Annotated in this window: 24 protein-coding genes; 21 read left to right on the top strand and 3 right to left on the bottom strand. The window is 38.9% G+C overall.

All coding sequences use genetic code 11. The features are described 5' to 3' along the window. The first annotated feature begins 24 nt into the window (after positions 1-24). The 14 genes from menH to IGJ49_RS07175 all read left to right on the top strand — a co-directional run bounded on the left by menH (position 25) and on the right by IGJ49_RS07175 (position 15,540). Entirely contained in the window at positions 25-783 is a 759-nt protein-coding gene (menH, locus tag IGJ49_RS07240; protein ID WP_438723988.1) for a 2-succinyl-6-hydroxy-2,4-cyclohexadiene-1-carboxylate synthase, read from the top strand. Beyond that, the gene (menC, locus tag IGJ49_RS07235) at positions 774-1,886 is read left to right on the top strand and encodes an o-succinylbenzoate synthase (RefSeq protein ID WP_226076621.1); all 1,113 of its coding nucleotides are present in this window, start codon (positions 774-776) and stop codon (positions 1,884-1,886) included. The genes menH and menC overlap by 10 nt, the downstream gene beginning before the upstream one ends. Positions 1,887-2,044: 158 nt before the next feature. Further along, entirely contained in the window at positions 2,045-3,811 is a 1,767-nt protein-coding gene (locus tag IGJ49_RS07230; protein WP_096081549.1) for a glycoside hydrolase family 13 protein, read from the top strand. A 98-nt stretch (positions 3,812-3,909) separates the two neighbouring features. Then, positions 3,910-5,169, top strand: coding sequence for an extracellular solute-binding protein (locus IGJ49_RS07225; protein ID WP_153829821.1), 1,260 nt, complete (start codon positions 3,910-3,912; stop codon positions 5,167-5,169). 144 nt (positions 5,170-5,313) lie between these two features. After that, positions 5,314-6,612 (top strand): carbohydrate ABC transporter permease, encoded by a 1,299-nt coding sequence (locus IGJ49_RS07220; protein ID WP_010735424.1) that lies wholly within the window; start codon positions 5,314-5,316, stop codon positions 6,610-6,612. Between the two features lie 2 nt (positions 6,613-6,614). Further along, a complete protein-coding gene (locus tag IGJ49_RS07215; RefSeq protein WP_010735425.1) occupies positions 6,615-7,466 on the top strand; it encodes a sugar ABC transporter permease in 852 nt (283 codons plus the stop codon). Between the two features lie 12 nt (positions 7,467-7,478). After that, entirely contained in the window at positions 7,479-8,300 is an 822-nt protein-coding gene (locus IGJ49_RS07210; protein WP_023519690.1) for an integral membrane protein, read from the top strand. Between the two features lie 177 nt (positions 8,301-8,477). Then, on the top strand, positions 8,478-9,644 hold the full coding sequence (locus IGJ49_RS07205; RefSeq protein ID WP_023519689.1) for an SAM-dependent methyltransferase: 1,167 nt from the start codon (positions 8,478-8,480) through the stop codon (positions 9,642-9,644). Between the two features lie 180 nt (positions 9,645-9,824). Further along, the gene (locus IGJ49_RS07200; protein WP_023519688.1) at positions 9,825-10,466 is read left to right on the top strand and encodes a PepSY domain-containing protein; all 642 of its coding nucleotides are present in this window, start codon (positions 9,825-9,827) and stop codon (positions 10,464-10,466) included. Positions 10,467-10,549: 83 nt separating this feature from the next. After that, positions 10,550-11,491 (top strand): dihydroorotate oxidase, encoded by a 942-nt coding sequence (locus IGJ49_RS07195; RefSeq protein ID WP_071867076.1) that lies wholly within the window; start codon positions 10,550-10,552, stop codon positions 11,489-11,491. Positions 11,492-11,637: 146 nt separating this feature from the next. Next, positions 11,638-13,095, top strand: a complete 1,458-nt coding sequence (locus IGJ49_RS07190) for an amidase (RefSeq protein WP_438722937.1) — start codon at positions 11,638-11,640, stop codon at positions 13,093-13,095. 265 nt (positions 13,096-13,360) lie between these two features. Continuing rightward, on the top strand, positions 13,361-14,050 hold the full coding sequence (locus IGJ49_RS07185) for a hypothetical protein (RefSeq protein WP_438722935.1): 690 nt from the start codon (positions 13,361-13,363) through the stop codon (positions 14,048-14,050). A gap of 7 nt (positions 14,051-14,057) precedes the next feature. Then, complete coding sequence (locus tag IGJ49_RS07180; protein WP_062805223.1) at positions 14,058-15,020, top strand: sce7725 family protein; 963 nt, start codon at positions 14,058-14,060, stop codon at positions 15,018-15,020. Positions 15,021-15,033: 13 nt separating this feature from the next. Next, positions 15,034-15,540, top strand: a complete 507-nt coding sequence (locus IGJ49_RS07175; protein ID WP_194179957.1) for a GNAT family N-acetyltransferase — start codon at positions 15,034-15,036, stop codon at positions 15,538-15,540. 30 nt (positions 15,541-15,570) lie between these two features. Here the strand turns inward: IGJ49_RS07175 and IGJ49_RS07170 are convergent, their stop codons facing one another. From IGJ49_RS07170 to IGJ49_RS07160, 3 genes are all read right to left on the bottom strand, one after another. After that, a complete protein-coding gene (locus IGJ49_RS07170; protein WP_438722932.1) occupies positions 15,571-16,131 on the bottom strand; it encodes a guanylate kinase in 561 nt (186 codons plus the stop codon). 169 nt (positions 16,132-16,300) lie between these two features. After that, positions 16,301-17,482, bottom strand: a complete 1,182-nt coding sequence (locus IGJ49_RS07165) for a NupC/NupG family nucleoside CNT transporter (RefSeq protein ID WP_023519682.1) — start codon at positions 17,480-17,482, stop codon at positions 16,301-16,303. A gap of 418 nt (positions 17,483-17,900) precedes the next feature. Further along, positions 17,901-19,403, bottom strand: a complete 1,503-nt coding sequence (locus tag IGJ49_RS07160) for a DUF1846 domain-containing protein (RefSeq protein ID WP_438722929.1) — start codon at positions 19,401-19,403, stop codon at positions 17,901-17,903. Positions 19,404-19,562: 159 nt separating this feature from the next. Between IGJ49_RS07160 and IGJ49_RS07155 the strand changes: the two genes are divergently transcribed. From IGJ49_RS07155 to IGJ49_RS07125, 7 genes are all read left to right on the top strand, one after another. Then, positions 19,563-19,754, top strand: coding sequence for a hypothetical protein (locus tag IGJ49_RS07155; protein ID WP_010735437.1), 192 nt, complete (start codon positions 19,563-19,565; stop codon positions 19,752-19,754). A 191-nt stretch (positions 19,755-19,945) separates the two neighbouring features. Then, positions 19,946-20,824 carry a viral A-type inclusion protein gene (locus tag IGJ49_RS07150; protein ID WP_438722927.1) on the top strand — a complete coding sequence of 293 codons (879 nt, stop codon included), beginning with the start codon at positions 19,946-19,948 and terminating at the stop codon, positions 20,822-20,824. Continuing rightward, on the top strand, positions 20,824-21,900 hold the full coding sequence (locus IGJ49_RS07145; RefSeq protein ID WP_438722925.1) for a hypothetical protein: 1,077 nt from the start codon (positions 20,824-20,826) through the stop codon (positions 21,898-21,900). The genes IGJ49_RS07150 and IGJ49_RS07145 overlap by 1 nt, the downstream gene beginning before the upstream one ends. A 116-nt stretch (positions 21,901-22,016) precedes the next feature. Further along, the gene (locus IGJ49_RS07140) at positions 22,017-22,409 is read left to right on the top strand and encodes a DUF4430 domain-containing protein (RefSeq protein WP_438722923.1); all 393 of its coding nucleotides are present in this window, start codon (positions 22,017-22,019) and stop codon (positions 22,407-22,409) included. Positions 22,410-22,439: 30 nt separating this feature from the next. Next, the gene (locus tag IGJ49_RS07135) at positions 22,440-23,414 is read left to right on the top strand and encodes a cation diffusion facilitator family transporter (protein WP_023519677.1); all 975 of its coding nucleotides are present in this window, start codon (positions 22,440-22,442) and stop codon (positions 23,412-23,414) included. A gap of 265 nt (positions 23,415-23,679) precedes the next feature. Beyond that, on the top strand, positions 23,680-24,459 hold the full coding sequence (locus IGJ49_RS07130) for an AzlC family ABC transporter permease (RefSeq protein WP_438722921.1): 780 nt from the start codon (positions 23,680-23,682) through the stop codon (positions 24,457-24,459). Continuing rightward, the gene (locus IGJ49_RS07125) at positions 24,452-24,769 is read left to right on the top strand and encodes an AzlD domain-containing protein (RefSeq protein WP_010735445.1); all 318 of its coding nucleotides are present in this window, start codon (positions 24,452-24,454) and stop codon (positions 24,767-24,769) included. The genes IGJ49_RS07130 and IGJ49_RS07125 overlap by 8 nt, the downstream gene beginning before the upstream one ends. Positions 24,770-24,893 lie beyond the last annotated feature (124 nt).

Below are 24,893 nucleotides of genomic sequence, written 5' to 3'. Positions count from 1 at the left end.
ACTGATCCAAAACAGCCAACGGTTATTTGTTTGCATGGCTTTACCGGTAGTACACAAACGTTTATGTTTGAGAATCCTCAGTTTAATTACTTAGCCATTGATTTGATCGGTCATGGAAAAACAGCGGTTTACCTTCATCCTTACCGTTACCAACTTACGTCATTGGTAGCTGATTTGGCGAGTTTAGTCTCATTATTAAAAATTCCTTCTTTTTATGTATTAGGCTACTCGATGGGGGCTCGAGTAGCACTTGCTTGGGCGCTCGAACGGCCACAAGGGATCAAAGGCCTCATTTTAGAAGGTGGAACTGCAGGAATTGCAGATGAACAGCAACGAAACCATCGTAAAAAAGCTGATCGAAAACTTGCTTTACGTTTATTGAGAGAGCCTTTGAGTGATTTTGTTGATGATTGGGAGAAGTTGCCACTATTCGCTTCACAACAGGCGTTATCCTTGGAACAAAAAAGCAGAGTAAGAAACGAGCGCCTTGCTCAAAATAAGCTAGGTTTAGCATTAAGTCTTTACTATATGGGAACTGGCGCGCAAAAAAATTATTGGCCAGATTTAGCGAGTATCGAATGCCCACTATTGTATCTTGTTGGTCAAAAGGATGAGAAGTTCCAAAAGATCGGTAAACAAATAACAAACATTAAAGAGATTTTTCGTTGCCAGATCCTTACGGAATGCGGGCACTGTAGTCACATCGAGCAACCTAGGCTATTTGAGACAACTGTCACTACTTGGATCAGTGAAATGGAAAGGGAGTGGACGCCATCAAAATAGTCAACATCCAACAGTACTGTTTGCGATTCCCCTTAGTGACACCTTTCAGAACGAGTTATGGTCGATTGGATACAAAGGCTTTTGATTTGTTGATCGTGGAAGATGAGTTAGGGAATCAGGGGATCGGCGAGTTAGTCGCTTTTGAACGTGCAGATTACATCGAAGAAACGATTGATATGAGTCGATCGGTATTACAAAAAGAGCTGATTCCTTGTTTATTCGAACTTGACTTCTCACATCCAGAAGAAATTTGGTCAGCTTTCAAATATACGCAAGGGAATTTTATGGCAAAATCAGCGGTCGAAACAGCGGTTTGGGATCTTTATGCTCGTCGAATAGGGCGCCCATTACAAAAGTTGTTTTCCGCCGAACGATCAGCGATTCCCGTAGGTGTCAGTATTGGTGTCCATGACAACCCGATAGATTTACTTGCGACTGCAAAAACTTATGTTGATCAAGGATACCAACGAATCAAGTTGAAAATCACTCCTGGCAATGACTTAGTGCCACTGCAAGTGTTGCGTGAACAATATCCAGAGATCCAATTGATGGCTGATGCGAATTCTGCTTATACGATCAGCGATCTGCCGTTATTCAAGAAAATGGATGCCTTGAAGCTTGCGATGATCGAACAACCTTTTCACCCTCGTGACTATGTTGACCATGCCATACTTCAAAAGGAAATCAAAACAGCAGTTTGTCTTGATGAGAATATTCGAACACTGGAAGACGTAAAAACAGCTCATGCACTGGGAAGTTGTCGAGCAATCAATTTAAAGATTCCCAGAGTCGGAGGAATCACTGAGGCTTTAAGAATCGTCGATTTTTGTCAGGAAAATGACTTGCTCGTTTGGTTAGGTGGGATGTTTGAATCCGGAGTCGGTCGAGCGATGAATCTGCATTTTGCAAGTCAAGATTGCTTTACTTTTCCAGGAGACTTGTCTGCTTTTGATCGCTATTTCTATGATGATATTGTCGAACCCAAAGCACGAATCACAAATGGACATTTGAGGATTCCTGGTCAATCAGGGATTGGTGTCACATGGCAAGAAGAGCAGTTGTTAAAGTATGCATATGATCAGAAAACCTATGTAAATAAATAGCGTCAAGAAGATGAATCACGCATGTTTTGTAAACAGTGTGCCATTCATCTTTTTTTTGCTAAAAATCTTGTTACCGATAACAACAATGTAAGCGTTGTCTTTAAGTTAGTTATCTTTTATAGTTGTTTTTGTTAACTGAAAGACAAGGGAGGACTGAAATGAATACTGCAGCAATTTATCATCGACCTGAAAGTGAATTTGCTTATTTATACAGTGATACAACGATGCGAATTCGCTTACGTACAAGTAAAGATGATGTCAAACAAGTTTCTGTGATCAGCGGAGATCCATATACGATTTTCTCAGAAAATTGGTATTTAAAAGAACAACCAATGAAAAAAGGATTAAGTACACTTCTTCATGATTACTGGGAAATCGAGTTGACGAGTGATACTAGACGATTGCAATACGGTTTTCACATCGTGGGAATTGATGGGATGGATTGTTTTTACGGAGACCAAGGAATATTCCCTTATCAAGAAGAAACATTGGCGAATGCAAACTATTATTTCCGTATGCCATATTTTCAACAAATCGATCGCTTCAAAGTACCTGAATGGGCAAAACAAACGATTTGGTATCAAATATTTCCTGAACGCTTTGCGAATGGTGATTCAACAAATGATCCTAAAGGTACGTTGCCTTGGGGAAGTAAAGACCCGGATCGAGAAGATTTCTTTGGCGGAGATCTTCAAGGGGTGATCGATCATCTCGATTACCTAGCTGATTTAGGGATCACAGGGATTTATTTCTGTCCTGTTTTTGAAGCAACCTCGAATCACAAATATGACACGATCGATTACTATGCGGTCGATCCACAATTTGGTGATAAAGAGTTATTGAAAGAGTTAATCACAAAAGCGCATGATAAAGGAATCCGAATCATGCTGGATGCTGTGTTCAATCATATGGGTAGTCATGCCCCACAATGGCAAGATGTGATCGAAAATGGCGAGAAATCCCGCTACAAAGACTGGTTCCACATCCATTCATTTCCAGTGGATGCCTATCAAATGACAGATGTTCCTGAAACAGCCGAAAATCTGGCATATGATACGTTTGCTTTTACGCCATTTATGCCTAAGCTCAATACAGCAAATCAAGAAGTACAAGATTATTTATTAGATATTGCCACGTATTGGGTCAAGGAATTTGATATCGATGGGTGGCGGTTAGATGTAGCAAATGAAGTGGATCATCATTTTTGGAAGAAATTCAGAGAAGCGGTCACTACGATCAAACCTGATATTTATATTTTAGGCGAAATCTGGCATTCTTCTCAAGCTTGGTTACAGGGCGATGAATTCCATGCGGTGATGAACTACGCCTTTATGGATTCGATCAAAGACTATTTCGTCCATAAAAAAATCACACCCACTCAAATGGTCAGTGGCATGAATCATCAGCAAATGCTTTATCGTGATCAAGTCAATGAAGGGACATTCAATTTATTGGATTCTCATGATACAGCCAGAATCTTGACTTTGTGTAAAGAGGACAAGGAACTGATGAAATCAGTGTTAGCTTTCATGTTCTTACAAAAAGGGGCGCCTTGTATCTACTACGGAACAGAAATCGGCATGACAGGTCATGATGATCCTGACTGTCGAAAATGTATGGTCTGGGAAAAGGACCAGCAAGATCTTGAATTGAAGGGGTTCGTCAAAGAATTGATCTGTGTGCGTAAACAAGTGCAACAAGTGTTGATTGAAGGGGATCTGACTTGGCGATTGGTTGACGACAAAAACGAACAAATTCACTTGACTCGTCATCTCGATCAGCAAACCATTCATGCTTATTTCAATCAAGGAACAGAATCGTATTTGGTCGATTTAGAAAATGATGTTTTGTTCAGCCAAAATTGTGACATCTTAAAAGACGGCAAAGCTGAAGTCCAAACGAATGGATTTTTGATCCTTTGTTAAGTTGTTATCGGTAACATAGAGAAAGCGTTTGCAAATCGAGCTTTTGTAAACATATAATCAAATTGTAAGAGGAATAGAATAGAATCGGAGGAAAAAAAATGAGTAAACAGTTGCTAAAAAAATTCGGGTTAGGCGCATTATCTTTAGGGTTTATCGGGGGACTTGCTGCCTGTGGTAATGGTGGTTCATCAACTGCAGCAAATGAAGAAGATGGAAAAACATTAACGATTTCTGTCGATTCTGGTTACAAAGATTATGTCAATGAGATTAAAACAAAATTTGAAGAAGACAATGACGTTAAAATCAAGTTAGTCGAAAAAGACATGTTCGAACAATTGGAATCGCTTGCGTTGGACGGTCCCGCAGGAAAAGCACCAGATGTCATGATGGCAGCTTATGACCGGATCGGAGCATTAGGACAACAAGGGCATTTGGCAGAAGTGAAATTGGGGAACGAAGCAGATTACAATGATACGGATAAAGCTCAAGTAACGTATGAGGATAAAATCTATGGGGCACCGGCAGTTATCGAGACACTAGTTTTATACTATAACAAAGATCTAGTTGACACTGCACCGACAACTTTCAAAGATTTGGAAGCGTTAGCAAAAGATGAACGTTTCAATTTTGAATCTGAAGAAGGAACGAATACAGGATTTTTAGCAAAATGGACTGATTTTTATTATTCATATGGCTTGATTTCTGGTTACGGTGGCTATGTATTTGGTGAAGATGGAACAGACCCATCTGAAATTGGGTTAAACAATGCAGGAGCAGTAGAAGGAATCACTTATGCTACAGATTGGTTCCAAAATGTTTGGCCTAAAGGAATGCAAGATATCAAGAGTGCTGGCGACTTTGTCAACCAACAGTTCATGTCAAACAAGGCAGCAGCGATTATCGATGGCCCATGGCAAGCACAAACTTATCAAGAAAACAACATCAATTATGGCGTATCAAAAATCCCAACATTGAATAATGGTGAATCTTATCAACCATTTGGTGGAGGAAAAGGTTGGGTGGTAAGTAACTACTCTAAGAATAAAGAAGTGGCTCAAAAATGGTTAGATTATGTAACCAATACAGAAAATCAAGAAAAATTCTTTGAAATGGTCAACGAAGTACCAGCCAATCAAGTGGCTCGTGAAACAGCAAAAGGCACAAATGATGAATTGACGACTGCAGTTATTGAACAATATGAAACAGCACAAGCAATGCCAAATATTCCAGAGATGGCAGAAGTTTGGACAGGCGCAGAAAACTTGATGTTTGATGCTGGTTCAGGCAGAAAAACACCAAAAGAATCGGCTGACGACGCGGTGAAGACGATCAGCGAAGCAATTGAGCAAAAATATTAATTAGATCATCAAAAAGGTTGGAGCTGTGAAGGAAATTGCTTCTCAGCTCCATGTTTTACCTTTGATGAACGTGAGATGATTTTATAGAAAAGGCGCTTCAACATACAGCACCTGTTTTTAGTATCAAGAGGGGGGAACAACACCATGCAACAAGAAGATACAGCGGTCAATGTCAAAGGCACGATGTTACGTTCGATCATTCCAGGACTGGGTCAATTTGCAAATGGTCAAGTATTTAAAGGAGTCGTATTTTTAGCACTATTTATCGGATTTATCATCCAAATGGTTTTAGGTGGTTTTCAATCCTTAATAGGTTTAGTTACCTTAGGGAGTGTCCCAATGGAAGATCACTCATTATTTATGTTGATCCAAGGAACTTTGCAATTGATTGTGACAGCCTTGTTTTTATTTTTTTATTTCATCAATCTAGTAGATGCAAAACGTGTCGCAGTCATGAGAAAAGAAGGGAAAAAGATCAATCGAACAATGAAGGAAGTCATACATAATGTGGGTGATGAAGGCTTTCCTTATCTCTTGACGCTTCCAGCGTATCTATTGATGATTTTCACGATCATCTTTCCGGTTCTAGTGACATTATTTACAGCATTTACAAACTATGATTTCCAACACATCCCACCAGCAAGTTTGATCGACTGGGTGGGAGCAGAAAACTTCTTCAGTATTTTCTTTTTAAGTTCTTATCGAAATACATTTGTTGCCGTGTTCTCTTGGACCGTCATCTGGACGCTTTGTGCAACTACTTTACAAATCACGTTAGGCGTATTTACAGCAGTGATCGCGCACCAGAAATTTATCAAATTCAAACGTGTTTTTGGAATTATTTTCCTTTTACCATGGGCAGTCCCAGCATTTATCACGATCATGAGTTTTTCAAACATCTTTAACGATAGTGTGGGAGCGATCAACACGCAAGTTATTCCATTCTTGAATAATATCCCCTTTGTAGATATTGCCTCCGTTCCTTGGAAAACTGATCCGAACTGGACAAAAGTCGCAATCATCTTGATACAAGGCTGGTTAGGTTTTCCTTACATCTATGTGATGGTCACAGGGATCTTACAATCGATTTCTGAAGATCTTTACGAAGCAGCAAAAATCGACGGTGCGAATGCTTGGCAGCGCTTCTCAAGTATCACGTTGCCAGCAATCTTTCTTGTAGCAGCACCAACGTTTATCACACAGTATACAGGGAACTTCAATAACTTCTCCATGATCTACCTCTTCAATAATGGGGGACCGGGAAGTGTCGGTGGTGGTGCAGGATCAACGGATATCTTGATTTCGTGGATCTATAAATTGACCACGGGGACCTCGCCACAGTATTCGATGGCTTCTGCGATCACGCTGATCATTTCGATGATCGTCATTGCCGTTTCTCTGTTGGTATTCAAGAAAACTAATGCGTTCAAAATGGAGGACTAGTCATGAAAAAATTTAGTACGAGTGCTAAGTTCCAACGGAGACTTTCGCATTTCTTCACTTATGTGTTTTTGATCCTATTGTCGATCATTATCATCTATCCGTTATTGATCACAGCTAGTACTGCTTTCAAACCAGGCAATATTGCTGCTTTTAGTTTGGATTTCTCCGGTGATTGGACCTTAAATAATTTTTCTCGCTTATTCAATGAAACCTTGTATGGCACGTGGTATAAAAATACGTTGATCATTTCTGTTTTAACGATGGTCATTCAAGTAACTGTTGTGACACTTGCTGGTTATACGTATAGTCGTTATCGTTTCATCGGAAGAAAATCAAGTTTGATGTTCTTTCTAGTGATCCAGATGGTACCAACGATGGCAGCATTGACCGCTTTTTATGTGATGGCCTTTCTATTAGGTGCATTGGATCGTTATTGGTTCCTGACAATGATCTATATCGGTGGGGGAATCCCAATGAACACTTGGCTGATGAAAGGATACTTCGATACAGTCCCAATCGATTTAGATGAATCAGCTAAATTGGATGGTGCAGGACACTTTAGGATTTTCTTGCAAATCGTCTTGCCATTAGTCAAACCAATGATCGCAGTCCAAGCGCTTTGGGCATTTATGGGACCATTTGGTGACTTCATGTTGGCACGTTTCCTACTTCGTACGCCTGAAAATCAAACAGTTGCAGTTGGATTACAAACCTTTATTTCTGATGTAACCAACCAACGCGTTTCTCTGTTTGCGGCGGGAGCAATCTTGATTGCTGTACCAATATGTTTATTGTTCTTCTTTTTACAAAAAAACTTTGTGACCGGACTGACATCAGGCGGGACCAAAGGTTAGGAGTCGTTTGCTATGGATAAATTCCCACTCAATTACTTTTCAAGCTTAAGAAGTCCAAAACAGTTGTTTTTAGGTAGAAAACAACTCACTTGGCCAAAATTTATCGTGATCTTTCTGTTTCTAATTTCTTTTATGGTCATGCCGATTACTTTATTTTATACGAATCAAGTCTCGGCGATCCCGATGGAACAATTCTTATCGGTGAATACGTTGATCGATCAGGAAGGGGTGGCACGCTTACGTGAACTACAACTTACGAACGGTCGCTTAACAGCTGACTCTGAGATCATTAGTGTAACAAACGATGTCATCATCGGAACAGCACTGACGCCAGAAGAAATGGCAGAAAGAGGAGCCGCAATCAATTTTGAAGAGACCAGCTGGACGATCCGTCAAGAAGAGGATGGACAAAAACGAGAATACAATATGTCATATCCCTCCTCATTTGATTTTATGAGAATGACAAGTCCAAAAGAGTTTGAACAGTTTTTAGAGAATGAATTTTATGCGAGTAATCGACCGATGATCATTTTATCTTACAGTTTGACGTTAGGTATTTTATTGTTTATCATGACTGGCTTGATTTTGTTCGGCGCTGCCTTCTTTTTATGGCTAACAAGAAAAAGCAAATTCTCTTCTATAAAAAACTTTAAAGAGAGCGCAAATTTGATGTTGAATGTTCTAGGTGTGAGTTCGATAATTGCTGGTTTTGTCGGTTTTATCCATTTTGATTTTGTCTTGATGATGGGCATCCAGTCGACCATAGCCGTTTTATTGTTACTATGGATTTTCGCTAAAACTGGCTTCAAAGATTCAAAAGCGATCCAAGTCTGATCGAATCAAAAAAATGAAGAATGTAAGAGGGAAAGCAGAAATGTCTTCCTCCTTACACTCTTTATTTTTGTGTTTCTGAAATTTTCAAAAAGCTTTTATTTATTGCCTGTAATCTGTTGATTCTTTGACGAAATAGGTATAACGTAATAGTGTAATTTTTGTTTTAGGAGGATCATTATGTTAGAAAAAACAATTTATCATCAACTATTTTCGCACTCTTTTTCACTTCCAGTAGAAGTCACGTATTGGGATGGAACGACGAAGCAGTATGGGGATACCGATAACCCTCCACAAATCAAAATCACGCTCAATGAAGAGATCCCAATCAAAGAGTTGACGAAAAATGCTTCTCTTTCTTTAGGGGAAGCTTATATGGATCATCGCATTGAAATCGAAGGGAATATCCAATCATTGATCAACGATGCTTATAGTCATACCGATAGTTTCTTGCGTAGCAAAGATTATCTGAAGTGGTTACCAAAAAAAGAGAAACACACAAAGCAACAAAATAAAGCGGATATCCATGCTCATTATGACTTAGGCAATGATTTTTATCGCTTATGGCTTGATTCAACGTTGACGTATTCTTGTGCTTATTTCAAAACTCCAGAAGATAGTCTGGAGCAAGCACAGATCAATAAAGTCCATCATATTTTAGATAAGCTATTTATCAAAGAAGGGGAATCCCTCTTGGATATTGGTTGTGGCTGGGGAACGTTACTATTTACTGCTGCAAAAGAATATCATGTCAAAGCGACTGGTATTACTCTCAGTGAAGAACAATACAACTTCATCACCAATAAAATCAAAGAAGAGCATCTAGAAGACCAATGTCGTGTGTTTCTAATGGATTACCGTGAGTTGAAAGAGGAGACTTTCGATCATATCACCAGTGTGGGGATGTTCGAACACGTAGGGTCAGAAAATCTACCTGAATATTTCAAAGTAGTCAAAGATTTGTTGAAACCTAAAGGAACTGCTTTGATCCATGGAATCAGCCGACAACAAGGTGGTGCAACGAATGCGTGGATCAATAAATATATTTTCCCTGGCGGTTATGTACCAGGTGTGACGGAACTGATTAAGGATATCACGGAAAACGATCTACAAGTGATCGACTTAGAAAGTTTACGTCGTGATTACCAATGGACATTACAACATTGGACGCAACGTTTCCATGCGGTTCAAGAGCAGGTGACTCAGGAGATGGGTGATCGGTTCTATCGTATGTGGGATCTTTATTTACAAGCCTGTGCCGCATCTTTTGAATCGAGCAATATCGATGTGATCCAGTACTTGTTAGTCCATCCAGGGAACAATTCGATCCCAATGCATCGGAAATGATTTATTGAGTTTTGTTTTTTTATTTAAATGAAAAGAACCTGTTTTTACTTTTTTACGTAAAAACAGGTTCTTTTTTAGTTGTAAAATCAGACTATAGACTGATTTTTCATGGTATCGGCTGACAGTATTCACTCTTTTCGTTATACTGAAAATAAATACCTAATAAAAAGGAGAATTGTTATGAAATCAAAAGTTATTTTTACAGGCTTATTTTCTTTACTACTTTTGGCGGGGTGCCAGCCAAACCAAACAACTACCCCATCAAGTACGACCAATCAGTCGTCAGAAACAACTGTAACCTCTACGAACAAGTCAGAAGACTCTAGCACATCCGCTGGTTCTACTGATTCATCCTCTTCACAAACAGCAAACCCTGATATTCAAGTTTCTGCGGATCGTGCGATTGAATTATTCCAAAACAAATACCCAGATGCAGCAATCACTAGCTTAGAACTCGATAGTGATTGGGGAAGCTACTTCTACAAAATTGAAGGTGTCGATGATCAAAACGAATATTCAGTGAAAATCAATGCGATGGACGAAAAACTTGAGGCAGAGAATCCAGAGCAATTAGATCGTGATGAACAAAACGGCAAGAAAAAATCAGAAGACGGCTTAGATGTCAGCAATCTGATCTCGATCGAAGAAGCTGGGAAAATCGCGGTTGAAAAAGTTGGCGCTGGAACTGCTACAGATTGGGACCTTGATAAAGAATTAGGAACTACTTACTGGGATGTCAAAGTGAAAAATGGCAACCAAACAACAAATGTAAAAATCAATAGTCAAACAGGAGAAGTATTGTCTTCAGAAATCGATGATTGATCGAACATTCGATAAATTTTTGTTGATTTTGTTTGCTTAAATGATACACTAGAAAAAACGCTTTATTAAAAGGAGAGAATAACTTGAGCTTAACGACTACTTTCTTAAATCATTCTTTTGAAAATCCCTTGATGAACGCTTCTGGTGTCCATTGCATGACTACAGCGGAATTAGATGAACTTGCACATTCGAATGCGGGGGCGTTCATTACAAAAAGCTGTACCATCAATGAGCGAGCAGGAAACCCTGAACCTCGTTATTATGATGTGCCACTGGGGAGTATCAATTCAATGGGCTTACCAAACTTAGGTTTTTCCTATTATCTGGATTATGCATTGGCCTACGAGAAAGAGCATGGACAAGAACAACCATTGTTTTTCTCGATTGCCGGTATGAGTGCAGAGGAAAATCTGGAAATGTTGAAGTTGATCGAAGAAAGTGATTACCAAGGGATCACTGAGCTGAATCTTTCATGCCCAAATGTTCCAGGAAAACCGCAGCTAGCTTACGATTTCGAGGCAACAGCAGCTTTATTGAAAGAAGTCTTTCAAGTGTTCTCAAAACCGTTGGGAATCAAACTTCCTCCTTATTTTGATTTCGCCCACTTTGATCAAATGGCGGAAATCTTGAATCAGTACCCGATCGCCTATGTGAACTCGATCAACAGTGTGGGAAATGGCCTTTATATCGATACTGAGAGTGAAACAGTCGTCATCAAACCAAAAGATGGTTTTGGTGGACTTGGAGGCGAATATATCAAACCTACTGCGTTAGCGAATGTCCGGGCATTTTATACCCGCTTGAAACCAGAGATCAAAATCATCGGTACTGGCGGTATCCGCAATGGACAAGATGCTTTTGAACATTTATTATGCGGCGCAAGCATGTTACAGATCGGTACGGAACTTCACAAAGAAGGAGTAGCTATTTTTGATCGTATCAGTAAAGAATTAGAGACGATCATGGCGGAAAAAGGCTACCATTCAATCGACGAATTTAGAGGGAAATTACGCTCGATGTCGTAATACCTCTTTCATTCTTATAACTAGAGAAAAACACTTGAAGCATTCAGTTGCTTCAAGTGTTTTTCTATTTAGAATAAGAGACTAAGCGTAAACATTGTTGCTTTTTCTGTCATATGAGAAAATAACCGTAACTGAGGAGGGAGAGCATGAAAGATGCAACATATCTTGCGAATGGTTTAAGAACAAAGCAATTCAGCTTGGAAGAACTTTTTACAGAAACAAAGCGGAAAATCGAAAAGTTCAATCCAGAAATCAACGCATTTGTCACACTTGAAGCACTTGATTTCCAATCAAATGTAAAACGACCACAACTGGAGAGTGATTCGCTACTAGCAGGAATACCATTTCCTTTAAAAATGCTAGGACAAGAAAAAAAAGGCTGGTTGGCAACTTCTGGTTCAAGGATTTTCGAAGAACACCGAGCATCCAAAAATTCAAATTATGTTCAGGCGGTAGAAAAAGCTGGCCTAGTTTCATTTGGTCAAACGAATGCACCTGAGTTTGGCTTTAAGAATATTACCGATCCACAATTATATGGCCCAGCACGAAATCCATGGAACTTGGCATACTCTCCAGGAGGATCAAGTGGCGGAGCTGCGGCGGCTGTTGCGGCTGGGATCGTTCCTATGGCAGGTGCCAGTGACGGGGGTGGTTCGATCCGTATTCCAGCCTCATTTTCTGGCTTGATCGGTTTGAAGCCATCAAGAGGAACAATGCCTGTTGGTCCAAATGCTTGGCGAGGCTGGCAAGGAGCGGCAATTGATTTCGGACTAACGATTTCCATGAGAGATACAAAAGCGTTGTTCCAAGCATTACAAGGAATCAATAGTGGGGCACCTTATCAAGTGACACCAGCCTTTTGGCAACAGCATCCAGTGAAGGAACGGTTGAAAATCGCTGTCTGTGTTGATTCACCAATCGGGTCGAAGGTAAGTGTAGATGCTCAAATTGCTGTTCAAAAAGCACTGCATTTTCTAGAACAATCAGGACATGAAATCGTTGAGATTCCTTATCCTTTAGATGGACGTTCATTGATCAACTCGTATTATCAAATGAATGGTGCTGAAACGGCAGCAATGATCGAGTCGATCGAAAATGGGTTGCAGCGGAGGATAGAAAGCAACGAGCTAGAACCAATCTCATGGACATTATGGCAATACGGTAAAAAACTTACTGCAGCAGACTATGTGCATTCCTTGCACGTATGGGATCATGCAGCTGTCACGATGGAAAGCTTATTTGAGTCCTTTGATTTGTTCCTTTCGCCAACCACTGCGGATACTGCGCCTAAAATCACAGCTGACTTACAAAGTGACTTGATCCGTCAGCAGATGGCTGATGTCTCTCATTTATCGGCAGATGAAGGGTTGGCAGTCGTGTCAGCGATGTTTGAAGCGAGCTTGACGATCACTCCTTATACACAACTAGCGAACTTAACTGGGCAACCTGCAATAAGTCTACCTACACATGTCAGTGAACAAGGATTGCCACTAGGAATTCAGTTTATGGCTGCCAGAGGAAGAGAAGACTTACTCTTTCAGATTGGTGAATTATTTGAAAAATATGGTTTGTTTTATCTTCCGCCAGGAATCGAGCAAGCTTAAGAGATCAACAGAACAAATGAATCGTGCGATTTTTAATACGGAATAGCAAACAGGTAGAAGAATTTACCGTCAAGTCGATCGATCAATAAAAAACGAGTGCAATTGAAAAGACGAAAAATGTGATGTTTGAGCTGCATTTTTCGTCTTTTCTATGTTGCTTTTTTTATTGTTAGACAAGTAGCATACAAAAAAATAAAATGGTAGTTGGATTATCTTGGCTTTTCAGGTAGAATGAAAAGCGAAAGTATGTTCGGAGGTGAAGTGTATGAAAACTCCTTTAACGATCGAGCTGGAATCATCGTTGTATCATTATTGTATCGAACAGGGAGGGATCGTGGTCGAGGAAGTAACAATGCCTGAAGATCATGGAATCGTGGATACTTTAAGTTGTCTGATGAAATTTGACGGAACAAGAGAATGGCGCTGTTATGAATTGAAAGTCACAAAAGCTGATTTTCGCTCAACTGCTAAATTGTCCTTTGTCGGTCACTATAATTATTTTGTTTTACCAAAAAATTTATATGAAGAAGTCAAAAGTGAGATCCCACCAGAGATTGGTGTATTAGTCTATCGTTCGTATGCACTAGAAGAGGAAATGGCTGTTCCTGGAACTTTTATTATTGCAAAAAAAGCAATGCGCCGTGAGTTAGGTGTAGCAGAAGAGGCATTGACAAATCGTTTTATGGCTTCATTGTTTAGAGAAGTCAGAAAGGCCAAACAAATGGAACGGGGAGTAAAATATTTCCCTTCAGATCAGCTGTACAAAGAATTAAAAAAACGCTCAGAAACACAAGATCCCTTCTCAAAAGAACGGTACTATGAAAGGTTTATTGATGAAATTGAAAGTCAAGCAATCCAGGATCTGCAAGAAGAAAATCGTGCCTTGCGACAAGAACAGGACTGGTTGCGCCAGCAACGTCATATTCGACGTCTGCCAACTGAACCATTGGAGTGAATAATATATGTATTATCCTTATTTACGTGGCAAACAATTCGATCTACTTGCATTAAAGGAAAGTTTGAATCGTGGACTTTTATCCACTAAGATTCAGCCAATCATCGAGCCAGTACGTGATTCGGCGACGCTAAAAAATGTTGTCGAGTTATTTCAAAAAAAGAATCATCCGCTGATTATCATAAAGAATCCGCAAGTGGGTCAGTTCAAACTGTTCGATCAACCGATTCACACATGGGTGACCAGTGAAGATAGCTCGTTAGCAGAGGCAGAGATCATTACGCCGAGCAATTATGAAAGAATGATTGAATCACCCCCGCCATTCATTATTTTTGATGGACAACATCAACCTAGAGAAAATGCGATTTGGCAAGCTTTGATCAAAACTAATGCGACATTTTTCATTCCTGATTCTAGTCGCTTACGCATGCAATTGCCTGAGAATAAAATCATTGTCCGTGATCAATTTCAAACGAGACGACATGTGGAAAATTATGCAGAAAAAAATGATGATTTTTTTAGCGATGATCATCTGTTCTTTCAAATGGATGGCTATCATGGGTTTTCCAATTTTACGATCGAAGGCAGTCGTTACTTCGATAAAGGATTTCCCAGTCGAGCGTTGGCCTTGCATATTACATACGTCGATGCTTATGGGAATATGCGAATCAAACACTTCGTTTCAGATACCAATGATTCCGCAAAAGATCAAGCATTGAAATTTATGGAAGCAGCCAATAAAATGTATGGTTGGTTGATGAGGAACCATCAACAAATTTATATCACGGAAGGATTACTTGAGCTTGTCAGCTTGTATCGCCAACAAAAATTCCCTGGTCTGGGAGTTTTGAAGAAATGGACATTGTTACATCATCTTGAATTAGTTAGTCAGCTCTTAGATCATCCGACAGACTGGTTACGCAGTGGTTCAAGAATAGACAAGCTATACAAATTGATCACAGATCAATAAAAGGAGCAGAGATATGTACCTTAGAAAAACTACATTAGATGATTTGCCGAGAGTGCTACAAATCATTGATCAAGCTGCAGCATACCTTGCTGAGCAAGGATTGCCTCAATGGCAAGGAGATCAAAAACCATCAAAAGAACGATTCATCGAAGACATTGAAAGGCAGGAAAGCTTCGTCTTGATTAACGAAGAAGACATCGTTGGCACTGCGGCGCTTGTTGCAGGCATTGATCCGGTCTATACAGCAATTGCCGGAAATTGGGAGGGGAGAGAGCCGTATCTTTCCATCCATCGAGTTGCTCTTGATCAAAACGTAAGAGGGAAAAGACTTGGAAAACAATTATTAGATCATTTATTGACCGTTGCCACATGTCAAGGAATCAAGGACGTTCGGATCGATACGTTTCCCACTAATCACCCAATGGAAAAAACGATATACTCGGCAGGTTTTCATTATTGTGGCATGATTGAATTTCCATTCCCACACGGAGAAAGAAAAGCCTATCAAAAATTATTATGAAGTGCTCAAAACTAAAAGCAAGCCAACTGTTCAGCGATGATCCGCTGCATGGATGGCTTGCTTTAAATTTTCTGTTTCGATTTCTAACGTCTGATTATTTTCAAATGAGATCAAGGTAGGAATAAGTGTTAATTTTTCAAGTTCTTTTTGATCTTTTTCAAAGAGAGCGAGCCGTTGCCTGATTTTATCTGGTGATTCTCCGCGAAGTACAAATCGTTCATACAACTTTTCTTTTGCTACTATGATGAAGACAGGGACGATACAACGACCAAATTGTTCATACAAGTGCCAAAAACCTGGGGCTGTAAGGACCGTGAAGCAGTCACCCTGTGCAAGCTTCGTTGAGATCTCTTGTTTACTTGAGCCATAATAGTGATCGGCGTACCGATCCCATTCGGCAAATTCCTGATGGACGATCATTTCTTCAAAGATCTCTTGAGAAACAAAATGGTAATCAAGGTGATTTTTTTCATTTTTTCGTGGGGGGCGGGTCGTATACGTAATGATCTTTTGTTGTGAAGAAAAAATTGCATGAGCTAGTGTCGTCTTTCCGGAACCAGAAGGCCCAATAAATACATAACATTTATTCATAGGAAATATTCCTTTCTATAGTGACATGATCAAAGACATGTTTATAACTAATATATACCGAAAAGTGGAAATCTGTCATTTAAAATAAAAAAACCTAACCAATTTAAACAGGTCATCTGTTCAAACCAGCCAAGTTCAGTATACTTAAGACGCTAGATAAAAGATAGCTTTACACCAGTATTCCGGTAACAATTGCGCTTAAAAAGCTGACTAATGAAGCGGTGAACAAAATTTTCAATCCATGTTTTGCTACAAGATTACCTTTTTCTTCATTCAACCCTTTCATTGCCCCTGAAATGATCCCAATTGAAGAGAAGTTCGCAAATGATACTAAGAAGACTGATAAGATAGCGGTGGTACGTTCTGTAAATTCAAAAGTCCCAGTCGATAATTCAGTCATTGCTACAAACTCATTTGTCACAAGTTTTGTTGCCATGATACTACCGGCATCAACCGCTTCTTTCCAAGGAATCCCACTGATAAATGCAAATGGCGCAAAAATATACCCTAAAATCTGTTGGAATGTAATCCCAAAAATCCCGCTGAACAAGGCATTGATCATAGCAATCAAAGCAACAAAACCGATCAACATTGCAGCCACTGTGATTGCGACATGGAAACCATCTAAAATATATTCGCCTAACATTTGGAAAAATGTTTGTTCTTTGTCTTCTTCAATCACTAATTCATCTTCTTTTTCGTCTAACTCATAAGGATTGACGATCGAGGCAAGAATATATCCACCAAAAAGATTCAAAACTAAAGCAGTGATCACGTATTTTGAATCAATCAATGCCATATAGGAACCAACGATGGACATCGAAACCGTGGACATTGCGGAAACACTCATCGAGAACAGACGCTTTTCGGTTAAGAAAGGCAGTTCCTTTTTGATGGAGATAAAAACTTCTGATTGACCTAAAATCGCTGAAGCAACACCATTATAAGATTCTAATTTTCCCATTCCGTTGATTTTACTCAATCCTAAACCGACTGCTTTCATAAATAAAGGAAGAATCTTGATGTAACGCAAAATCCCAATAATTGCAGAAATAAAGACGATTGGCATCAACACATTCAAGAAGAATGGGGCACTTCCAACGTTTGCTACACCCCCAAAGACGAAATTGACACCTTCACCGGCAAATGCCAATAAGTGATCAAATAGCTTGGCTAGCATCGCAACAACCGCTGTACCAAAAGTCGTACGCAGTAAAACAAACCCAAACGCAAATTGCAAAACGAGCATGATGATCAATGGTTTGCGTTTGATGGCTTTTCGATCGCTACTGATCAAAACCGCCAACCCAAAAATCAAAAGTAAACCTATTATTCCAATAAACTGACTCAAAAAAATCACTCCTTACCAAATTCCGTTTAATTCTACATGTTATTTTTAAAGAATACGAATCTTTTGAGAGAAATTTCATGAGATTTTTAGACTAAAGCGTATACATGTAAGAGAACGGAAAGATAGGTGTCTTTTAATGAATAGAAGTCACTTTGGGAAACCTAAATTGTTGATTTATCTAGCAGTTGTGGCATATATGTATATTACTTGGTAGATGAAGGTAGATGAATATTATCAGGACTTGTTAGACGAGCAACAACTTTACTTTATTTATTTTTAAAACAGGAAAGTCTGACACAGAAGCTGCTTCTCCAAAAAACAAAGGGTACCCACAAAAATTTGAGCAATTTTCATGGATACCACCTTATTTATCGAGGTAACTTCTATTTTTCTATTTTAGCCATCATCGAAGAATTATTTATTGATAATACAAGTTTTCTGAAGGGTAAACAGGCGCACTAGTGATGTCGATACCTAATTGTTTCAGGTTTTGTTCATCATTCTTATTGATCATCACAGTTGAATGTGCTTGCGCACCTTCAAGTTCTGCTAATTTTTCATAAGCAACTTGTGCGATTGGATTAGTCACTGCACTGATTGATAAAGCAATCAACACCTCATTGAGATTGAGTGTATCGATCAAAGAGTGCAATGCCTTGCTTTTAAGTCCTTGGATCGTTTCCAAGACAAGAGGCGATAACAACGGAATGTCATCAGAGATATGGGCGAGATATTTGATCGCATTCAAGACAACAGCAGCCGAAGCATCCATTAATTGACTTGTCCGACCTGTAAGGATCACTTGATCAGGAAGTTCGATCGCGATCACTGCCATCGGTTCAGTACTTGCCGCTTGACTAGTTTTTGCATACTCATGAGCAGGGGTCACGACTTTACGGTCTTCTGGACGTAAACCGACTTCCTCCATGATCAATTTGATACGATTGACGGCATCTTCATCTGTCAAACCTTTTTTAAAGTCACAAGCCGTTTGGAAATAGCGTCTGATGATCTCTTGTTTCGAGGCTTCCTGTACGACTTCATCATCCGTGATACCGAAGCCTACGCGGTTGACGCCCATATCAGTAGGAGACTGGTAGACCGATTCCTTACCAGTGATTTTTTCGATGATCCGTTTAATGACTGGGAAAGTCTCTACATCACGATTGTAGTTGACTGCCACCTTATTATAGGCATCAAAATGAAAAGAATCGATCATATTGACATCTTTCAAATCGACTGTTGCTGCTTCATAAGCAATGTTCAAGGGATGTTTCAATGGAACATTCCAAACAGGGAAAGTCTCAAATTTAGAGTAACCTGCTGCATTGCCTTTTTGGCTCTCGTGATACAGTTGGTTCAAGCAGGTAGCTAATTTTCCACTACCTGGACCAGGAGCTGTCACGACAACGATTGGTTTCGTTGTTTCGATGTATTCGTTCTTGCCGAAACCATCCTCTGAAACGATTTTTTCGACATTGATCGGATAATCCTCGATTTCAGCGTGTTTATAGACTTTGATATTCCGACGCTCCAATTTATTGATAAATACTTTAGTTGCTGGTTGTCCGTTATACCGGGTGATCACTACACTATTGATCGATAATCCATATCCTCGTAATTCATCGATCAAGCGCAAGATATCCATATCATATGTGATCCCATAATCACCACGAATCTTATTCCGCTCGATGTCACCAGCATACACACAAATCAAAATCTCCGCTTGGTCACGCAACTTTTGCAATAATTTGATTTTAGCATCTTCTTCAAATCCTGGTAAGACACGTTTGGCATGCTTATCATCGACTAATTTCCCACCAAATTCCAGATACAACTTATCATAATGATGAACGCGTTCAAGGATATACGCAGATTGCTCTTCGATATACTTTTCTGAGTCAAAACCTATTTTTTTCACTTGTTTCCCTCCTTAGCTACTCTCGCATTTTTTCATTTTTTGAAGGTTTCGTCAACTATCAATTAAGTATATAAAGAAATTTCAAAGAAAAAACAAAAGAAACATGCTTGTCTCAGAAGGCATTCATTGGTATGATAGGTTTGATAAGGAAGGTGTCCTATGAAAAAAAGACAAAAAAAGAAAAACGCGTACAAACAGTATATACGCTCAATTTTTACAGGATATGAGCATATGCTAGAAGATAGTGAACTAAATGAATTAAAGTTCTCTTACTTAAATGAAGAAACATTACTTACACGAGATGAAAACCAACGCATCCATTTTACAACAAGAGATTTACCCAAAAAATAAAGCTAAGAGCGGGGAATCGCTGACCCGCTCTTTTATGTTCTCTAACTTTCAATTAATACAAGTAAAAGTAATTTTTGTTCTAAGTCAGCGCATACTTAGTAACACTTTTTTCTTAGAAAATGATACTATTGGATTACATAGAATAATTGATGGAAAATTGATGCGTTCAAAAGCAAGAGGAGGCCAGTAAGATGATAGACCCACAGACGAACGAACATTATGATGAAAACGAACAAGAGGAAGCAACTTCGTTTTACGATATCAAAGAAAAAGCAAGTATGAATCTTTCACAATTATTAGAAGATCTGCAAGCTTTTGAACAAGCTGTCCGCGAGGAGAATATTCCCGCAATCTATCAGTTATACAATGGACGCTTGAACGATGAGCTTAAAAAAAGCTCAAATGAAAATCATGAGATCGATCAGCTGTTGATGCGGAAGATCCATGACCGTTTCTTGCAAGAATTTCCCTTTATGAAACATACAGAGACCATCTCTCCGACGATGAGTTATTACCAGATCGGCACCTATTTTCATGAACGAGCAACGATTGGGATCGATGCCAGCTTACCTGAAATCTTTGTATTACCGCAAATCGATGAAGAATGGGAGAACTATGCGACGCAACAAACCCATGATTTTGATAAAAAAATCAATGAGTTAGAGGCAAAAGTGATCACTGCAAAAACAGAGATCGAGCGTTTAGAAGAGGCCATCAAAGAGATCAATCAGCAAATCACTGACTTAGATGATACGAAAGGTTTCTTGAATCGTAAAAAAATAGACGAAGAAATCCAAGCGTTAGAACAAAAGAAACAAGCACTTGAAAATGAAAAATTAGGTTGGTTGCCTTATATCGAAGAACCAGAAAAAATCCAAAAACAAAAGCAAACCTTATTACATGAAGAAAAAGCGGACCAGCTACGCGCTGCGATCGTTGAAAAAGAACAACGTCAAATAAAAAAATATTTTGGTGACATGGAAGGTTTCAGACAGTCGATCCATCGTTTCTTGATGTCGTACCTTGGCAGTGAAAACCCTGAAATAGTAGAAGAGGGAGGAGACGAGTGATGACAAAACAAGAAGATTTAGACCTACAAGAAGTAACAGCTGAAAATCATGAAACGACTGACCCAGTAGAAGAAGCATCCAGCATCGACAAAGAGTTGGCGAATGAAGTAGAAGAAATTCGCGAAGAAGCCAAAATCCACGAAAAAGAAAAAGTCGTCCCAAACTCGACGAATCAAACAGATAATGAACGTTCAACGTTCGAGCAAGCGGTCAATGAAAACCAAGCATATCTTTCTGGTAAACAAAATGATCACGAAGACATCGTTGACTTGATTGCAGCCGCAGAAGAAGAGTTGGCCGATTTACGATTACGTAAATATTTGATCGAAGCGGATTTCAATGAGTTATTGGTCGCATATCATCGCTATGTGTTAGAAGATACACCGATTTCTGCCATTGCTAAGACAAGTTTGATCGAATACTTTGCCTACGAGATATTAAAACCATTGAATGATATTGGCTTGGAGTTATCCAAACAAGCATATGATGTATGGGAAACAAGATATTTTTCAATCAATTATAGTTTGACCCCACAAAAAGAATTGTTGTTCTCCTTTGTGTTACCAACGATCGACCAACGATACCAAGTAGAATCCATCAATTTGATGCGAGTATCCCCAGAACAAATGACGATCGAGATCGATGATGACCGAGTGTTAGCATTGATTCGTCATTGGTCTGTTGAACGCGTGTTTTCGGCTAGTCAGATCACGATTTTCAATCACAAGTTGAATCAATTATTTGCTTATGCACGTAAATTAGGTTTTACGGTGGATCAAACCTTGTTGGACAATACGAAGCCACTAAGATTAGATATTTCAAGTAAGTTTCCAGCTACGCAAGAAGTATTAGATGATATTTTTATTGTCACAATGAAAAATCCGCAGTATGATATGGAAAAATTGGATGACACGACTTATAAGGTGTTGCTGGATAAAGGTCAGTCGCTCCAAATTTCTCTTAAAGACACAACACAGACAGATCTAGCGATTTCTTCTGGTGACTATCATCGTTCAGTGATCGATTTCTTTATCAATTATGAATTTTTAGTACCTTTGATGGTCCGCAAAAATTGATGAAAAAGAGCAATCATGCCTTATATGCTTCAGAATGATCCATTCAGATGATCGATGAAAAAAGAGACAAGGAATCGGGTTTCTCCTTGGCTTTTTTTATACTTAGGAGGAGTAAAATGAAAAGGATAGTAACCAGTTTACTCATTGTCTGTTCGATGTTGCTTTTCTTTACCGGTTGTACAAATCAAAAGACAAAAAAAGCTGACCCAAAAACGTCATCCATGGTGACGAATGAAACAGCAACTATCACCTTGCAAGAAGATGGGGTTGATACCTTAGTAAAAAAAGTGACGTTCCATACAGGAGAAAATTTACTGGACGTGTTGGAACAAAACTTTAGTGTGGAAGAAGACAAAGGATTTATCACCTCGATCAATGGTCAGAGCCAAAATACCGAAGAGAAAAAATATTGGATGTTCAGTGTGGATGGTAAAAATACAAAAGTAGGCGCAAAAGAAACTATATTAAAAAATAATCAAACCGTCATCTTTAATTTAGATACTCTTTGATGTTGTTAAGAATGAAGGTAAGAAAAAGCAATGGAGAATTTGAAGAAGAGCGGAATGTTTTCTGTATTGGCAGCGTTAGGTGCCAACCTCTTAGTTGCGTTTAGTAAATTTGTCGGTTATGCCATCAGTGGCAGTGCCGCTATGTTGAATGAAAGTATCCATAGTATCGTTGACTGTAGCAATCAAGTATTACTACTAGTCGGTGACAAACGTGCGAATCGTGGTCAAAGCGAATTACATCAATTTGGCGAAGGACGAGCAAAGTATTTTTTCAGTACGATTGTTGCCATGATGTTGTTTTTTGGTGGGGGCGCGCTAGGTGTGATGGAAGCTTTTGAAAAACTTACCCATCCCGCCCACGAAGTTGGTAATCCTTGGATCGTCATCCTGATTCTATTATTTGGTCTAGCTGTAGAAGGGAGTTCATTACGAATCGCGATGAAAGAAATCCGCGAATTGAACACTGAAAACCTTTCAATCATGCGCTTTTTACGCGAAAGTCGCCACAGTGAGATCCTCGTGATCTTCACCGAAGATCTCTGTGCTGTAATTGGTCTTGTTCTTGCTTTAGTCGGCACCGGATTGACTATGGTGACAGGGATTGCAGCTTTTGATGCCATCAGTGGACTATTGATCGGCTTTCTATTGATGGGTGCTGCTATCTTTCTGGCAAAAGAATTTTATAGTTTGATTATTGGCGAGAGCGTGACTACAACAGATTTGAAAAAGATCAAATTTGCTTTTGAGCGAAATGAAGTGAATCGCGTCATTGATATCAAAACTGTGCATTTAAGTCCGACAGAGATTTTAGTTGCGGCAAAAATCGATCTATTTGAGAGTAAAGAATATCAAGTACACATGATCATCAATGATATTGAACGGACGATCCGTGAACAATTAAAGGATAAAAAAATCTATATTTACATTGAAACAGATAAATATGATCCAAATTATTCGCAAATAAAGAAAACACAAGAAAATATGATAGAGAACGTCGAGAAATAATTTAGAAACTAGTGTTATTTTTTACTTATAAAAAAGTTTGATATCAAAAAAATAACTCGTTTATTTATAGTGTAAAATCATCTGAAAGGTAGGAGGAAAATGAATTTCATCTTATCTTTTTCGATGATTTTTATTTTTTTAATCGTTCTCCTTTGAAAATGAGAAAAATATCATGTTGTTTAACGATAAAACGGCTACATTTTTATTTATTTATGTTACAATTAGTCCGCTATTTATTTGTTGTAAATTGAAGGAGATATCGTTAATGAATAAACAGAAACGGGCGCCTTGGCAGGATTCGCTACATGCTTCGTTGCCACTTTGCCTTAGTTATATCCCAGTTGGGTTAGCTTGCGGAGTATTACTGCAGCAAGTTGGCTTTGATCCACTCTTAGCTGGTCTATTATCTATCTTAGTATTTTCTGGTGGCGCACAATTCTTAGTTGCCTCTATGTTAGCCACACAAGTGCCATTTTCAACTACACTTTTGATGGTTTTTTTCTTAGAACTACGGTATATTTTGCTAGGGTCGAGTCTTTCAGGCTTTATGAAGAAAGAAAAGCGATTCTTTTTAGCTGTGTTCTCTCAATCATTGAATGACGAAAATTATGCCGTCAACTATTTGAAGTATTCTACTGATCCCACTTGGGACAAGCGAAAAGCTTTATATGTCAATTGGTTTTCAATGGGGGCTTGGGCGATTAGCAACATGGTCGGAAATATTTTTGGATCAGTGATCCGAGTGGATACGGATTTGGTGCATTTTGCCTTAACTGCTATGTTTATTTTTATGTTCATCATGCAAATGAAAAATGCTTTACTCATCTTCACAGGGATCTTTTCTGGGATACTCAGTGTCATATTCATGGTACTTTTCCAAAACACTTTCGGTTTGATCGTTGCAACATTGATTGCTTCTTCAGCAGGTTTTGTATTAGAAAGAGCCTTCAAGAAGGAAAAAGAAAAGAAATCCAGCAAAGAGACCCAACCTTTGAATGAGCCATTGTTCCATTTCCCAGAACAGGAGGTGCAACATCATGACTGAGTGGTACTTGTTGTTATTGGTGATCAGCTTATTTGTCGTTGCCTACATTCCACGAGTTTTTCCTATGCTTTATTTTACACATCGAAAAGTGCCTAAATGGTTTAGCGAATGGATGAAATATGTACCAGTTGCTTTGTTTGCAGCGTTGGCCTTCAAAGATGTTTTTATCACGCATGAACATTTAGATATTGCGTGGAACATCAAAATCGTTGCGATGCTATTTGTCGCAGGTGTTGCTTATAAAACCCGCTCAATGGCTTTGTCTGTCATTACAGGACTTGCTTCTTTGTTTTTATTATCAATGTTATAGAATTTCTTAAGCTTCTCCAAAAAATTGGGAAGCTTATTTTTTTGTTTTCCTCAACGAGTTGTCCTCCAAGTTTTTTTTGTTATAATAGGGAAGATGTTTATTCTAATAGAGATAGATGAGGTTG

This window comes from Enterococcus sp. AZ171 (assembly GCF_051714005.1).
GTDB classification, from domain to species: domain Bacteria; phylum Bacillota; class Bacilli; order Lactobacillales; family Enterococcaceae; genus Enterococcus_B; species Enterococcus_B pernyi.
The sequence above is the reverse complement of the archived record's forward strand: the minus strand, read 5'-3'. Positions and strand labels throughout refer to the sequence as shown.